This is a genomic window from Coprococcus sp. TF11-13 (assembly GCF_003481085.1).
Classification (GTDB): domain Bacteria; phylum Bacillota; class Clostridia; order Lachnospirales; family Lachnospiraceae; genus Coprococcus; species Coprococcus aceti.
Genome location: NZ_QUKK01000001.1, coordinates 655,438 through 672,223 on the forward strand (window position 1 = coordinate 655,438; position 16,786 = coordinate 672,223).

General features: G+C 41.6%; 13 protein-coding genes. 12 read left to right on the top strand and 1 reads right to left on the bottom strand.

Annotated elements, in window-relative coordinates; translation table 11 throughout:
• Positions 1-102: 102 nt before the first annotated feature.
• From spoIVA to DXD11_RS02890, 11 genes are all read left to right on the top strand, one after another.
• Positions 103-1,569 carry a stage IV sporulation protein A gene (spoIVA, locus tag DXD11_RS02840; RefSeq protein ID WP_117874207.1) on the top strand — a complete coding sequence of 489 codons (1,467 nt, stop codon included), beginning with the start codon at positions 103-105 and terminating at the stop codon, positions 1,567-1,569.
• Positions 1,570-1,691: 122 nt separating this feature from the next.
• Positions 1,692-2,450 (top strand): segregation and condensation protein A, encoded by a 759-nt coding sequence (locus DXD11_RS02845; RefSeq protein WP_022216424.1) that lies wholly within the window; start codon positions 1,692-1,694, stop codon positions 2,448-2,450.
• Positions 2,451-2,463: 13 nt separating this feature from the next.
• Positions 2,464-3,138, top strand: a complete 675-nt coding sequence (scpB, locus tag DXD11_RS02850) for an SMC-Scp complex subunit ScpB (protein ID WP_015534975.1) — start codon at positions 2,464-2,466, stop codon at positions 3,136-3,138.
• Positions 3,139-3,239: 101 nt separating this feature from the next.
• Entirely contained in the window at positions 3,240-4,427 is a 1,188-nt protein-coding gene (locus DXD11_RS02855) for a D-alanyl-D-alanine carboxypeptidase family protein (protein ID WP_118757736.1), read from the top strand.
• Positions 4,428-4,487: 60 nt separating this feature from the next.
• Complete coding sequence (locus tag DXD11_RS02860; RefSeq protein WP_117548930.1) at positions 4,488-5,405, top strand: dipicolinate synthase subunit DpsA; 918 nt, start codon at positions 4,488-4,490, stop codon at positions 5,403-5,405.
• A gap of 47 nt (positions 5,406-5,452) precedes the next feature.
• The gene (locus DXD11_RS02865) at positions 5,453-6,034 is read left to right on the top strand and encodes a dipicolinate synthase subunit B (RefSeq protein ID WP_118757737.1); all 582 of its coding nucleotides are present in this window, start codon (positions 5,453-5,455) and stop codon (positions 6,032-6,034) included.
• Between the two features lie 200 nt (positions 6,035-6,234).
• The gene (locus tag DXD11_RS02870) at positions 6,235-6,435 is read left to right on the top strand and encodes a type II toxin-antitoxin system Y4mF family antitoxin (protein ID WP_015534972.1); all 201 of its coding nucleotides are present in this window, start codon (positions 6,235-6,237) and stop codon (positions 6,433-6,435) included.
• On the top strand, positions 6,435-6,770 hold the full coding sequence (locus tag DXD11_RS02875) for a HipA N-terminal domain-containing protein (protein WP_082418041.1): 336 nt from the start codon (positions 6,435-6,437) through the stop codon (positions 6,768-6,770). The genes DXD11_RS02870 and DXD11_RS02875 overlap by 1 nt, the downstream gene beginning before the upstream one ends.
• On the top strand, positions 6,767-7,717 hold the full coding sequence (locus tag DXD11_RS02880; protein WP_118016545.1) for a HipA domain-containing protein: 951 nt from the start codon (positions 6,767-6,769) through the stop codon (positions 7,715-7,717). Before DXD11_RS02875 ends, DXD11_RS02880 begins: the two co-directional genes overlap by 4 nt.
• Before the next feature lie 163 nt (positions 7,718-7,880).
• The gene (locus tag DXD11_RS02885) at positions 7,881-8,534 is read left to right on the top strand and encodes a TetR/AcrR family transcriptional regulator (RefSeq protein ID WP_118757738.1); all 654 of its coding nucleotides are present in this window, start codon (positions 7,881-7,883) and stop codon (positions 8,532-8,534) included.
• Positions 8,535-8,562: 28 nt separating this feature from the next.
• Complete coding sequence (locus tag DXD11_RS02890; RefSeq protein ID WP_118757739.1) at positions 8,563-13,773, top strand: leucine-rich repeat protein; 5,211 nt, start codon at positions 8,563-8,565, stop codon at positions 13,771-13,773.
• 106 nt (positions 13,774-13,879) lie between these two features.
• Here the strand turns inward: DXD11_RS02890 and asnB are convergent, their stop codons facing one another.
• Entirely contained in the window at positions 13,880-15,736 is a 1,857-nt protein-coding gene (asnB, locus tag DXD11_RS02895) for an asparagine synthase (glutamine-hydrolyzing) (RefSeq protein WP_118757740.1), read from the bottom strand.
• A 172-nt stretch (positions 15,737-15,908) separates the two neighbouring features.
• On the opposite strand from asnB, the gene DXD11_RS02900 reads away from it, so the two are divergent.
• Positions 15,909-16,742: an Rpn family recombination-promoting nuclease/putative transposase gene (locus DXD11_RS02900; RefSeq protein WP_118757741.1), complete on the top strand. Its 834-nt coding sequence runs from the start codon at positions 15,909-15,911 to the stop codon at positions 16,740-16,742.
• The last annotated feature ends 44 nt before the right edge of the window (positions 16,743-16,786 follow it).

Sequence of the window (16,786 nt, forward strand, 5' to 3'; positions counted from 1 at the left end):
AAACAGCAGTTACATTCATATGCTATATATAGAAAATGACCGTAGATCTATTGTGTTTACAGTAATATAATTATGTAAATAAATAGCATGTCAGGAGGATGTATGGAGGAGTATCAGGTATATCAGGATATCAAGGCGAGAACAAACGGAGAAATATACATCGGCGTAGTCGGTCCGGTGAGAACAGGAAAATCCACATTTATAAAAAGATTTATGAACCAGATGGTTATTCCTAACATTTCAGGGGAAAATGACAGGCAGCTTGCACAGGATGAACTGCCGCAGTCGGCATCAGGAAAGACCATAATGACGACTGAGCCAAAATTTATACCAAAGGAAGCTGTATCAATCAATGTTGCTGACAATCTGGATATGAAGGTAAAGATGATCGATTGCGTGGGATATGTCGTCAAGGATGCCGAGGGTCAGTTTGAGGATGGCAAGGAGAGAATGGTGAGAACGCCGTGGTTTGACTATGACATTCCGTTTTCCAAGGCGGCGGAGATAGGCACAAACAAGGTTATAAATAACCATTCAACTGTTGGGATTGTTGTGACCACGGATGGCAGCTTTGGTGAGCTTCCGAGGGAGAGCTATCTTGAAGCTGAGCAGAAGACTGTTGATGAGCTGAAGACCATTGGGAAGCCATTTGTCATTCTTCTCAACACTGACAAACCATCCAGCAGTCAGACGGCCGCGCTCTCGGCAGAAATGAGCGATACATATGGTGCAAGTGTTATTCCGGTAAACGTGGAGCAGCTCAGAGAATCGGATATTACATATATTTTTACAGAACTTCTTATGAGCTTCCCTGTCACATCTATATATTTTGAGATACCGAAATGGCTTGAGGTTGTCGATGATGACAATGAGATCAAGAGCAGCGTTATATGTGATGCAGCCCAGATAATGGCGGCTGCAGACAGCCTGAGGGATATCGATCATATGGACTACCCTGAGAATGAATATGTCAAGAGGTATAAGTGTTCCAGCATAAATATGGCGGATGGATGTGTGAATATAGACGTCGATATCTACGATAATTATTATTACGCAATGCTGTCAGATATGATGGGCGCAGATATAACAAACGAGTACGATTTTATCACTGAGCTCAAATCCATGGCAGATAATCGTAAGTATTGTGTGAGTGTCATGGGAGCGCTTGAGCAGGTGAACAATGGAGGTTATGGCCTCGTTATGCCGGATAAGTCGAATGTCCAGCTCGGAAGTCCTGAGGTTATAAAGACCGGAGGAAAATTTGGAGTGAAGATATCGGCAAGCGCGCCATCGGTACATATGATCAAGGCGAATATCACCACCGAGATCATGCCTCTTGTGGGAAGCAAGGAGCAGGCGGATGATCTTGTCACATACATATCTGACAACAGCGATGATGGAGATATGTGGGGAGTTAATATATTTGGCAAGACCATAGAACAACTCGTTGACGATGGACTTAACAACAAGGTCAGCAAGATAGGTGCGGAGAGTCAGCAGAAGCTTCAGAATACCATGGAGAAGATCGTAAATGACGGAAATGGCGGAATGGTGTGCATAATAATATAAGATTGCATATTTATGGCAGGCTATGTTAAAATGTCTAAGGTGTTCTGGTGGATGCCTTAGACATTTGATTGTCCGGGCATGGAACATTATGGTGGTTATCAATTCAGGATGGAGACGTACATATGTCTGCGATAGATGTAAAGCTTAATGTATTTGAGGGCCCACTGGATCTTCTTTTGCATTTGATAGAGAAAAACAAAGTCAATATATACGATATTCCGATCGTCACTATCACAGAGCAGTATCTGGAATATGTGAACAACATGGAGGAAGAAGATCTTGACGTCATGAGCGAATTTCTGGTCATGGCGGCGACTCTGATCAAGATCAAGTCCAAGATGCTCCTGCCGAAGGATGAGGAGGATCCTGAGGATGAAGAGGATCCTAGAGAAGAGCTCGTCAGACGACTGCTTGAGTACAAGATGTACAAGTATGCTGCCGGTGAACTGAAGGATCTGGAGATTGAGGGAAACAAGGCATTTTTCAAGAAGGCGACCATACCGGCTGAGGTGAAGAATGTCAAGCAGGAGGTCGATCCTTATGAGTTGATCTCCAAGGCTGATGTGGATCTCCAGAAGCTCAATGAGATATTCAAATCGGTTATGCGTAAGCAGGTCGACAAGGTAGATCCGATACGAAGCAAATTCAAAGAGATCGAGAGGGAGGAGATTTCCCTTGAGGAGAAGATGGCGGAGGTAAGAGAAGAAGTCAGAGGACTGGAGGGCATAAACTTCAGGACACTGCTTGAGATGCAGGCATCAAAGATGAATATCATAGTCACATTCCTTGCCATACTTGAGCTTATGAAGATAGGCGCAATAGCGATCAGACAGGAAGATATATTCGGAGAGATAATCATTGATTCTCTGGATACTATATAGAGATGAGGTAACGATGAATAACGAAGATTTACAGAATGAGGAAATAGATGAAGTAAATACCCCTTCAGAAGAGAATGAGGAGGCCAGGACGGACAAGGAGTACAGTGACGATTATCTCACATCCGCCATCGAGGCTATACTTTTCTCAGTGGGTGAGTCTGTATCGATCGACAGACTTGCCTCAGCTCTTGAGATGGACAAGAGGAAGCTTACAAAGCAGCTTGAGGGTATCATATATAATTACAACAACAGCGACAGGGGTATCAGGATCATAGATCTTGACGGTTCGCTTCAGCTCTGTACGCGCAACGAATACTATGGAATTCTCGCCAAGGTTGTCAATACACCGAAGAAGCTTTCCCTCACGGATGTTGTTCTTGAGACTTTGTCTATAATTGCATACAAACAGCCGATAACAAGGCCCGAGATCGAGGCTATAAGAGGAGTTTCATGTGTACATGCCATAAACAAGCTCATAGAGTACAATCTCGTGCAAGAGGTTGGAAGACTTGATGCTCCTGGACGACCTATCATGTTTGGAACAACAGAGGAATTTCTCAGATGCTTTGGAGTGTCATCGACAAATGATCTTCCGATGATAAGCCCTGATAAGATAGAGGACTTCAAGAAAGAAGCGCTGGAGGAAGCAGATTTCACGCTCAGTGTAGATACGACATCCGAAGAATAACAGACATGTTCCTGTAATATAATATCATGACCAATATTATGAGGATATGACGGTATATGCATATGTTTTCTACAGGAAAAAGATCACGCATAAGGCGGTTTATGTTGCTTGTTGCAGCCTGGACTGCAGCAAGTCTGGTAATACAGTTTCTCGTTGGTAACAATATATTTATAAAAGCGTATGCTGAAGAAGACAATACAGCGGATGTACAGCTATTTGCCAGAAATGCGATTCTGCTGGATGGGGAGACTGGAGATATACTATATGACAAATGTAGTGATGAGCACAGACCCAACGCCAGCACGACCAAGATACTTACATGTATACTTGCAATCGAGTGCGGGAATCTGGCGGATGATGTGACAGCTTCATCCTATGCATCCAAGATGCCTGAGGTCAGACTTGGGGTTCGTGACGGCGAGAGGTACACACTTGAAGACATGTTGTACGCCATGATGCTCGAGAGCTACAACGACGCCGCTGTAGTCATAGCGGAACATATCGGTGGCAGTGTACAGCACTTTGCGGAGATGATGAACGCAAAGGCTGAGGAGATAGGCTGCCATTCTACATATTTTATCACGCCAAATGGTCTGGATGCCCAGGACGAAAATGGCGTCCATGGCACCTCTGCGGAGGATCTTGTCAGGATCATGAGGTATTGTATTCTTATTTCACCCCAAAAGGATGAATTTCTGAAGATTACCCGAACAAAATCATACACATTCACTGATAATACCGGAAATAGAACATTTGCATGCATTAATCACAATGCATTTCTCGATATGATGCCATGCGCATTGTCAGGAAAGACCGGCTTTACCTGCGATGCTGGATATTGCTATATAGGAGCTGCGGAGGTTGAGGGACATACATATATATGGGCTCTCCTTGGCTGCGGATGGCCGAATAATAAGACTTATAAATGGAAAGATTCCAGGGCACTTGTGGCATTTGCGCAGGAACACACCATATACACGGAGCTTAAGGCGCCTGCTTCGCCTGACATCAGGATAACATATTCATCGGGCTCGTCGGCAGATGGAAGCACAGCGACAAAATGCAGGCTGAACAGGACTGTGACAGCATCTGAAGGTAGTATACAGTATGTATACAAAGTCGCGGATACATTAAAGGCACCTGTGCATAAAGGCGCTGTGGCCGGTTCGCTTGAAGTGTACCTGGACGATGAACTTATAGATGTTGAGAATGTTATTGTGTCCGAGGAGATAGCAGATGTGACATTTAAGGATGAGATAATAAAAGTTTTATATCGTGCTGCAATGTAACATTTGCCTGGCACAGGCATATCCTAAATTATCAATAATATAAGGGCGGTGCACTGAGGTATGGATATGGATTGTGTATACTACGTGGTAGGCGGTGACAGGAGAAGCTGCTATATGTCTCTCAGTCTGGCGGAGAAAGGCAGTAATGTGTTTCATTTCGATCCATATGATGCCGATCTGCTGAGACATTCGCCGGTCACCATTATTTCGGGGGCTTCAGGAGTGGGCTTTCGCAGACTGATAGAGGGCGAATGTGCGTCTCCATCTGTAGAAATGCTGAAAGCTATCATTCTTCCTGTGCCTGTTACGAGGGATGGTGAATTTGTCAACGGCAGAACCCTTCTCACCGTGAACAGCATTCTGGAATGCAGCAAGGAATTTGACATTGTGTTTGGAGGCGGGATAGGCAAATATATGTCTGATACAAACGAAAATAGTCCTTATGTATTTGATTTTCTTGCAGATGATGTTGTGGCCGAGAGAAATGCAGTTGCAACCGCGGAGGGGGCAGTCTGCGATGCGGAGGAGCTGTCTGATATTAATATAGACGGAAGCGTATGTCTGGTGACGGGATTTGGCAAATGTGCCAGGGTTCTTGCCGAAAGGCTTGCATCCTGGGGAGCAGATGTAATAGTTATGGCAAGACGTCCAAAGCAGAGGAGTGATGCGGCGCTCATAGGCTACAAGGTTATGTCATTTGAGGATATTCCGATATATAGGCATATACTGTCAGAAGTGGATTTTTGCTTCAATACAGTACCTGCGAGAGTTGTATGTGAAGATATCCTGTCTCTGCTCAGCAGACATGCGGTTGTAATAGATATAGCATCTATGCCGGGAGGGGTGGATTTTGATTATTGCAAGGAACATGATATTCCTTATAAACACAGCCTGGGAATCCCGGGTAAGCTGTCTCCAAAGACCTCGGGGATGATTCTTGCCGATGCAGTGGTAGAGGCAGTGTCGGCTCACCGCTGAAATGGATTTGTATGAACTGACGCTTAATAAATAGGAGTGTATATAACATGGATTTATCAAAGTGCAATGTAGGTATGGCTATAACCGGTTCATTTTGTACCTTTGATAAGATTAAGATAGAAATAAAGAAAATGGTTGAGATGGGAATAAATGTGTATCCGATATTCTCGCCTCACTCCGCAGAGTACGACACAAGATTTGGAAAAGCTGACAAATTCGTAAATGACGTTGAGACGATAGCAGGGCGAAAGGGTATTTACACTATACAGGAGGCTGAGCCTATAGGTCCCAAGGCCTATCTTGATGCGCTGGTCATAGCACCTTGTACCGGAAACACCATCGCCAAGCTGACAAATGGCATAACTGACACCGCGGTTCTCATGGCTGCAAAGGCACATCTGAGGAACAATAAGCCACTCATCATATCTGTTTCGACAAATGATGCCATGGGTATGAACTTCAAGAACATCGGCCAGCTCATGAATATGAAAAATATTTATTTTGTTCCATTTGAACAGGATAACTGTGTGAAAAAACCCAATTCACTCATAAGCAGACTTGATCTCATCCCAGCCACCATAGAGGAGGCTCTTGAGGGAAGGCAGATACAGCCGGTTCTCATAAAGTAGTTTTACTGCACCCGATAGGGTATAAGTTTGTTGCTTATTGCGGCTATTATACCCCATCGGGTGTAGTTTTGCTTTGTATAATATTTTTTATACCCGTTATGGTATAAAAAATATTATATTTGATTGAAATTATACCTTATCGGGTGTAATATATAAGGAGAATAGCGTATAAGAAGAATCACGTATAAGAGGTAATAACGATGAATAAGATAGCTGAATTTATAAAGACTAACAGAAAAGAAGCGGGTCTTACACAGGAAGAATTTGCAATAAGATCAGGCCTTGGACTCAGATTTGTCCGTGAACTTGAACAGGGGAAAGAAACTGTGCGTATGGACAAGGTCAATGAAGCTCTTGCAATGTTCGGCATGGAGGCGGTTCCAGGGAGAAAGGATGATTGATGGTGGATAATACTTTTAGAACGGCTTATGTATATATAAGAAATGAATTTGCGGGAATTTTATGTGAGACCGACGAGGGATATACATTTTCTTACGATGAAGAATATCTTGAGAGAGAAAATGCCAGTGCTGTATCACTTACCATGCCATTGTCGAAGGACATGTATCGATCCAAGACTTTATTTTCTTTTTTTGATGGACTAATCCCCGAGGGCTGGCTGCTTGATGTTGTCAGCAGAAACTGGAAAATAGATGTAAGGGACAGGTTTGGATTGCTGCTTGTTGCATGCCGCGATGCGATAGGCAATGTAAGTGTCATGGAGGATCGCGTATGAATTGTTTGTGCTGTGGAAAAACTTTGAAAAATGACGACGGAACAGGTTGGCATAAAGCTTGTGTGAAGAGATTTTTTACGACGACTAAGCTGCCAGATATAGATATAGATGATCAGAAACTAAAAGTTCTTGCAGAGGAAAGTATAAACAAGGGTTATACGGTCCCGGGTGTGCAGAAGAAACTGTCGTTACACCTGCTTTCTGAACCAGGTAATCCAAGACTTACATTGGTAAACTACCCAACAGGATATATACTTAAACCTCAGGTTGATCAGTTTAAAGCGATGCCTGAAGCGGAGCAGCTTGTGATGTCTATGGCTGATATGATAGGAATTTCAACGGTGCCGCATGCGTTGATCAAAGGAAATGGGCAGATGGCATATATTACTAAAAGAGTGGATAGGATATTCGAGAAAACAACTGTTGAAATGCTTGCAATGGAAGATTTCTGTCAGTTGGACTATCGTCTTACACAGGACAAATATAAAGGTTCATACGAGCGATGCGCAAAAATCATAGAAAAATATTCAAGTCGTGTAGGTCTGGATATGGCAGAATTCTATATGAGAATTGTATTTTCTTTCGTGACTGGCAATTCCGATATGCATTTGAAGAATTTTTCGCTTATTGAAACAGAGGTGGGAAGCGGAGATTATGTTCTCTCACCAGCCTATGATCTGCTGCCGGTAAATGTTATCATGCCTGAGGATACAGAGCAATTGGCGATACCGATGAATGGGAAAAAGAGAAATGTGAGAAGAAAAGATTTCCTTATATTTGCTGATGTATGTGGTTTAAGTCGGATATCAGCGGAGAAGATGATAAGTTTGGTAGTTAAAAATAAGGACAAAATGAAAAAGATTTGTGACGAATCTTATATACCTGAAAAAATGAAATCAGACTTCAATCATTTGATTGAGGAAAGAATGCTGATTTTGTCAGATTGATAAAAATTTAATATAATACGAAATCCCAGAAGTTACTTACTATCGAAATGTGATTCGAAATGTGACTTCTGGGATTTTTGTTGACTGACATAAGATAGTCCTGTAAAATATTTATTGTGAGACAGGGAGTATCATAATGTAATTTTGGAGTGTAAAGTAATATATGAGAGATCCGGAAAAACTAAAAGAGGAAATGGATGAGCGCGATAGAAAGATCCTTGATGTTGCATTTGAGCTGTTCGTAGACAAGAAGATAGAGGCGGTGAGTATGGGAGATATCGCAAGGGCTGCCGATGTGGGAAGGGCTACATTGTTCAGGTACTATCCAAGTAAGCTTGAGCTGGTCATAGCGGTATGCGCTGATCAGTGGAAGAGATACCTGGATGGCCTGGACGCGAGAAGACCTATATCGTCTGTACATGACATACCAGCCATAGACAGACTGATATTCACCATGGACAGTTACATAGACATGTATCAGAACCACAAGGCGTTGCTGAAGTACAACGATAACTTCAACTACTATGTAACCCATGAGGGCAAGAACAATGATCAGCTTGTAGATTTTCACAGCTCACTGTATTCGGTGGATACAAGACTTCACATGATGTACGAGAAAGCGAAGGTGGACAAAACTATCCGGACAGACATACCGGAAGCAGAATTCATGCGTGTCACCGTCCACTCCATGATGACGGCCTGCGCTCATTATGCGGAGGGCTTCATATGGGGATCGGACGACAACAAGGACTACACGGACGAGCTTATAATGATCAAGGAAATGATACTTGATTATGCAACAAAAGGGATAAAGTAACAGGGTTAAATAGAAGCGGAGGAATGATATGAGAAAGGGATTAATATTTAAGAAGGGAATTATAATTGCGCTTGCTGCCGCGGTGTTTACGTCGCCTGCGCCGGTGATGGGTGTAAGTGACTGGGGAGTGATGACTGCTAAGGCAGAGGAGACTACAACGGAAAAAATACCCGAATATTTATTGATGGGCTCAACACGTCTTATTGATAATGGGGAATTTCAAGATGATGAAGTTTCTGGTAATGATGACACGATATATCAGGGAACTAATTGGTACTATGACATCACGAGGAATCAGCTTGTACTGGAAAATGCGTCTATTTCTGGAAACATTACGATTCAGAACGGTGATCTTTCGATTATGTTATCCGGAACAAATACTATGAGATCAGATATGGTGATTCAAAGTATTTTAACAGAAAGCGGAATTGTGCCTACATTAGAAATAAATGGTAACAATCAGAATGAAAGTCTAAGTTGTGGAAAAATCAGTGCAGATGACTTAGGCTCAAATAATAATAATATAAAAATTATAGGAGCAACGCTGGAGACTTCCCAAATTGAATGTAGCGGCAGCTTAACGATTGAAAATAGCCATGTGGTAGCAAATGAGGAGGATCATTCAAACGTAATTAGTGGTGATAAAATTAATATAGTAGACAGTTATGTTGAAGCGAAAGCAACAACAGAACGATACGAAGGTGAGGTAATTAGATCAAATCAACAAATTAATGTATCAGGAAGCCAGATCGTGGTTAGCCGTGCTTTAGCCTGTCAAGAACCTGTATTAAGTGATTGTGACTTCAGCAACTCTGTCATCACAAAGCAATGGAACGACATTGATACCGGTGATGATGTAACGAAAACATATGTATATGGTAAAGCCGCTTTAAAAGAAGATTTAACGATTGCAAGTGGAGAAAGCATAGAATTTGAGAGTAGTGCGAGCATCACAAATCTGGACAAGCTTATTGTTGAAGATGGAGCCACAATTCTGATAGATGGAGCTGAACACAAACATAATACAAACGGTAATATTACATATATTTGGCAAGATGACAAAGAACATACAAAAGGAGTAGCATGCAAAGACTGTCCGATCGGATATGTGACTAAAGAAACGAAATCACACAATTATAATTCGCAGGGATTTTGTACAGATTGCGACGCGTATCAGCCGGCAGTACTCACTACGGACAAGTATGATATCGACAATGATGATAGTAAGGACAAGGTGTATGAGATTGGAAATACAGGTGAACTGTATTGGTTTAGCGATAAAGTGCTCAATAACAATGATACATACGGAAAAATAAATGTAGTTCTTACAGATGATATTGTTGTAAATGAAAATGTTCTGAAATCAGATGGCACACTAAATGAAGGAACGTATAGAGACTGGATACCTATCGGAACATTTTATTACGGAAAAAACCATGTGCCATTTGCTGCTCCATACAGTGGCACATTTGACGGGCAAAACCACACGATCAGCGGCTTATATTTAAAAAAGGATGATGATCGGTCTATAGGTTTGTTCGGCTGTATTGAAGATGGCAAGATTTACAATGTAAGTATTTTAGATTCATATTTCAGTGGCGCTACCGATGTTGGAGGTATATGCGGAAAGAGCCACCTTGGAACGGTCGTAAACTGCCATAATGCAGGCACCATCAATGGGACAACCGGTAATTCTCATTTGGGGATTGGTGGTATATGCGGAAGTACTTACAGAGGAACGATTTCTGACTGTGATAATACAGGTGTGGTTAATGGTGATACTTATGTAGGCGGTATATGCGGTGATAGTACAAGCCCGATCACACGTTGTTATAACACAGGTAATGTGAGCGGCGTTTATAGAGTTGCCGGGATATGTGGAAATAGTGGTTCTGGCGGTTATGCCAGCAATATCACAAACTGCAGTAATTCTGGCGATATCCGTGGATCAGGAACATATATAGGCGGTATCTGCGGGGCTAATTTTAGCGCAATATCATACTGCAACAGTATGGGTGCGGTTTCTGGAAGTGGTGGTAAGATTGGAGGTATATGTGGAGAAGATATTGATGGCAAAGGGGATATCAAAAACTGCTATTATGACAGTACCGTTTATGCTGGGGATTCGATCGGAGACAAGTATGCATATGGTGATATTACCGGAAAATACGAAAATGTAGAAGGTAAAACAACAGAACAATATAGGAACGGCGAGGTTGCATATCTCCTGCAGAACGGTCAGTCAGAAGAAATCTGGGGACAGATCATCGGAACAGACACCTATCCTGTATTACATGGCCCGAAGGTATATAAGAGCATAACTTATATAGGCTGTAACGCTTCATCTGACGTTGCCTCGGTGTCATACAGCAATGAGAAAAAGGATGTATTTGGCAAACATAACTTCGAGGATGGCATATGCAGATACTGTGGTGAGAAACTTGCGGCGACAGTCACAAAAGGTGATGAGACTTTATCCTGTGTTTCACTGCCGGAAGCAATAGGTTATGCCGAAAAAATGCCGGGTAGTGTTGTTACCGTTATGGAAGATACGAATACAGCTCTTGATATAAACAATCCTGATTCTGATTTTACTATAGACATAAATGGACATAAGATAGATGATATTAATGTAAATAACGGAAAAATAACGATAATTGCTTCCAAGACGGGAGGATACGTAAAAGGTCATTTAGATATAAAAAAAGATTCAACAGTAACAATTGGTAATGTAAAAATTTCGGGAACGATACATACTATGGGTCAATTGATACTAAATGGTGGAGATATAAACAAGATAATTCTAGCTGATGAAACAATAAAATTATACTTTAACAACAGTGATATAAAAATCAATGACGGAATATATTTGTATGGAATATACGGAGAAAAAATAATTATAAATGCAGAGCCTCATAATGTTATTCCGATTGTTCTGGATGGAATAGGTGTACAACAAGGTGCTGCATATGCTGTAGCAGGTGATGGCATTGCGTTAAAGTCAGATTGGTTCAACGCATCATCAGATGATTCTATAATTGATCTGTCAACAAGTATAGAAGATAATAAGCTTAGAATTGGAGCATTGCTGAACGATAAAGTATATGCAGAGTTAGATGAAAATAAAAACATCATCTACTCCGGAAGTGAGTTAAAACCATCTGTAAAGGTATATTATAATTGGGACAATATGTTTTCTGTACAGCTAAAAGAAGGCTCAGATTATAATGTAACGTATTTCGACAATATCAACGCCGGCACAGCGACTGCGATTGTAACAGGAATCGGTGCTTACTCAGGAACAAAGAACGTGACATTTACCATTGAGCCAAAGAAGATCAGCAGTCCAACATTTGACGGACTTAAGTCTGAGTACACATACACAGGACAGAAGGTAGAGCCTGAGTTTGCCCTTATGGATGGTGATACAGTCATTCCTTCAAGCGAATATGAAGTATCTTACAGTGACAATACAGAAGTTGGAACAGCGGCAATAACCATCACGGACGTCATGGGAGGAAATTACGATATAAACTGCAAGGCTGAATTCGATATAGTTAAAGCTGATCCGGTTATAAGTGAACTTCCGGTGGCAGATCCTATAAGCTACGATCCACACAAAACCTTAAATGAAGCAAGTATTTCGGGCGGAGTCGTAATCGGAGTTTCAGGAGAAAACATAACCGGAACATGGAGCTGGGCTGATGATTCTGTAGTACCATCGGTGGACGTTACAGACTATGATGTCATATTTATCCCAGATGACCAGAAACATTACAATTCAGTCAGGGGAACTATTCAGTTGAATGTCTCAAAGGCCGATGTAGAAGTAGTTGAATTACCAGCGGCAAGCGGAATAACATACGGTGACAATCTTGCAAAAGCTGTTATATCTGGAGGAAGAGTGTCCTTTGATGGTATTGATCAGGTTGAGATACCGGGAACATTTGCATGGAAGGATGATTCCATAAAGCCGTTTGTATCTGACAGTGACAATACGCTGTATACCGTTGTATTTACGCCGGCTGACAGTGTGAATTACAACACAGCAGAAATTGAGATCACGGTAAATGTGAGCAAGGCTACAATGCCGAATCTGCTGTTAAGTGTAGATAATACACATAAGACCGTTGGAAGTATTGCACTTCCGGGAGACTGGACATGGCTTGATGCTGATACATCGACTGTGATAAAGGCAGGCGGATCAGTGGAGGCAACCGCTGTATACGTTGGCGATGACAAGGAAAATTATGACAGCACAGAGCTGAAGATAACCATCTACAGAGCGGCATGTTCAGAGGGCAAGACTGTAAAGTATACACTAAAAGGAGAGAAGGCACCAACCTGCACAAAGGCAGGAACTGGACATACAGAGTGTTCAATCTGCGGCGATGTCATGAGCACAGGTGTATATGTAAAGGAACTTGGACATAAGTGGAATTCCGGCAGGGTGACAAAGAAACCTACATACACGGCGACAGGTGTGAAGACATTCACATGTACCGTGTGCAAAGCAACTAAAACCGGAAGTATTGCCAAACTTGCAACAACTGATATAAGCAAAAAGACAAGCAAGATCACTGTTTCCGGAATAGAGAACAAGATCTACAATGGAAAGGTACATACCCAGAAGTCTCTTGTTGTCAAGGCTGGCACAAATACGCTCAGACTGAACAAGGATTACACTGTCACCTACAGCAAGAACAAAGCGGTGGGCAAGGCAAGTGTGACAATATGTGGTAAGAATGCATATTCTGGTAAAATAACAAAGACATTTGCCATAGTAAAGGCTGCCAAGGGAAAGACATATACAGTTGGAAAGTTCAGGTACACAATAATCGGAGCAAAGGCAGACGGCACTGGCACAGTTGCAATTGCCGGAACAACGTACTCAAGGTCAGATAAGAAATTTGCATCACTGACCATCGCAGATACTGTCGTTGTAGGAGATGTAAGGTTTAAGATAACATCTGTAAGCGCAAATGCATTCAGCAGATATACGGCTCTAAAGAATGTCACTATAGGTAACAATGTGACAAGCATAGGGGCAAACGCATTTTTATCATGCAAAAACCTTAAGAAGATGACGATAAAGTCAGCTAAACTTAAGAGCGTTGGATCGAAATCCTTCAGTGGAACATACAGCAAAATTACATTTGCAGTACCTAGAAATAAAGTCACAGTATACAAGAAACTGATAAAGAATGGCAGTCCTTCTGCGAAAGCAATCTATAAATAACAAATATATAAATTGCCTGCAAAAAAAAGGCTTTCAGACCTCTTGTACATGCAGCGTATTCGCCATTTTCGATACGCCACATGTATACAGAAGGCTGGAAGTCTTTTTATATGTCAAGGACAATGGCATATTTTCTCAGCCAGTAATCAATCTGGAGAAGATATGCCATCATCTGAGGGCCTGCCATGAGCTGACCGAACCAAGGTCTGCCGTAATCCTTTGGCGCATTTATGAAGCTTTTCACATATTCTCTGTCGATGAGAGGCAGAAGAGGACTTTCCGGATCGTTTAGCACGCAGAGAAGCCTCTTTGCAAGCTCCTGTTCATAATGAGGGTCATATGACTTTGGATATGGGCTTTTCTTTCTGTACATGATCTCGTGCGGAACATAATCCTTCATGGCTTCTCTCAGAAGCTTTTTCTCACAGCCTTCGGAATATTTGTACTCCCATGGAACGTTGAACACATAATCTAGTATTCGTGGATCTGCAAATGGAACTCTCGCCTCAAGTCCGCTTGCCATGCTTGTTCTGTCCATTCGGTCAAGCAATGTCTGCATGAACATCCTGATATTCAGATAAGATATCTGCCTGCGCCGTTTTTCTGTATCGGATTCCCCCGGAAGAAGATTGATCTCGGACAGGAGAGAATTGTACAGTGATGACACATATCCCGGTATATCAAGACTATCTCTGAGGTCCGGCGACAGTACGGAGAGCCTTGGCGACAGATCCTTCATCCATGGAAATGTGTCTGAAGACAGCAGTTCATCCCTGTAAAACCAAGGGTAGCCTCCGAATATCTCATCTGCACATTCTCCGGTCAATACAACTTTGTATTCCTTTGCCACCAATGAACAGAAGTACAGAAGTGATGAATCCACATCCGCCATGGTCGGCATATCCCTTGATTCCACGGAAGTATACAGATAGTCTGCAAGATCACTGTAATTGCAGGTGAGGTATGTGTGGTCTGAACCTATGTGGGCTACCATCATATCTACATATGGTCGATCCTGCTCTGGCTGAAATGCGTTTGACTTGAAATATATGGAGTTGTCCTTGAAGTCAAATGAGAATGTGTGAAGCTGCTTTCCCTGCTCCTTAAGCTTTGCCGCACACACACTGCTGACGATTGATGAGTCGATGCCGCCTGAGAGAAAAGTGCAAATAGGTACATCTGATACAATCTGTTTTTCTATACTGTCCTTAACAAGATATCGAACTTTTTTCACTGTGTCTTCGTAGCTGTCCGTGTGTGGTGTGCTTGTGATGCGGTAGTATGTGAAGTCACTCGTTCCATATGCTGAGAACTTCATAAAATGTCCCGGTTTCACTTCGTCTATGTTCTTGAACACACCGCAGCCGGGAGTTTTGGACGGACCAATTCCAAACACTTCACACAGTCCATTTGCATCTATGACAGGTCGTATGCCCGGATAGCATAGTATCCCTTTTATCTCCGATGCAAATACAAGAGTCCTGTCGTCTGTCACTGAGTAATACAGTGGCTTGACACCGAAGTGGTCTCTGTACAGATATATTGTCTGGATATGCTCATCATATATTGCAAATGCAAATATACCGTTCAATCTATGTACAAAGTCCGGGCCATAATGTAGAAAGCAGTTGAGTATAACCTCTGTATCAGATGTTGTGTCAAATGTATATCCAAGGGCGAGTAGCTCCGATTTCAGCTCCTTTGTGTTGTAGATCTCGCCGTTGTACACTATGTATATATCATTTTCTCCGATTGTCTTTTTCATGGGTTGTTCGCCTCTTGCCACGTCACGTATGGACAGTCTGGTGTGGGCAAGCCCGCAGTGGAATGACAGCACTGTATTCTGTGCATCCGGACCTCTGTGAGCAAGCGCATTATTCATGTCGTTCAATATGTATGAGTATCGTTCATGTTCGGTATTGAAATCCCTGTTGGAGTTATAGAATCCTGCGATGGAACACATATATTTACCTCTTTTTGTGGTATCTATATATTATATTGGGGAGTTGATTTTATAGAACTTTTAGATGATATGCGGTTGTAGTATGATTAAATAAAAGTTATAATCTAAACAAGATTTTTATATGAAGGACTGACATTGCGCTTGGAGAGGCACATACAGGAGGACATATAAAATGACGATATTTAAAGATAAGACTATAACGGACAATTTTATTTTTGGCGCTGTAATGCAGAATCCGAAATTGTGTAAAGCACTGCTGGAATGCATTTTAAACATAAAAATACGGGAGATAAAATATCCAGAGCTTGAAAAGACGATAAGCAAAGGCGTAGGCTCAAAAAGTGTTCGACTTGATGTGTATATTGAAGATGAATTCGACACAATATACAACATTGAGATGCAGACAACAAATAAGAAAAATCTTCCTAAAAGGATGAGATATTATCAAGGTATAATAGATATCAATATCATCGACAAGGGCGAAGATTATAACAAGTTAAAGAAGAGTTATGTAATATTTATATGTGATTATGATGAATTTGGCATGGGTCGTCATATCTATACTTTTGAGAATACGTGCATTCAGGAACCTGCACTTAAGCTTAATGATGAAACTGTAAAAATTATACTTAATACAAAAGGCACTATGGATGATGTGAGCGATGAAGTAAAAGAGCTTCTCCACTATATTGGTGGAGATAAACCATCAAGCACTCTAACAAAATTGCTTGATGAAGAGGTTAATAATGTTAAAAGCAATAAGAAATGGAGGCGCGAATTTATGACATTGTTGATGAGAGATAACGAAAATAAGCTGTTGGGCAAATATATGCATCTGATTGATCAGGTAAAGAAGCTAGATGTAAAAGATGCCGAGATTGCTGCTAAAATACTGGGAATCAAAGAACAGCAAATATATGAGATAAAAGATTACATAGCAGAACATCCTGAGATGGACGAGGATGATCTTGCTGAACATATAGCATATTGGCTTGATCTGGACTGATAATTTGTAGATAAATGTATGTAAAGCAAAGTGCATGAATCGGT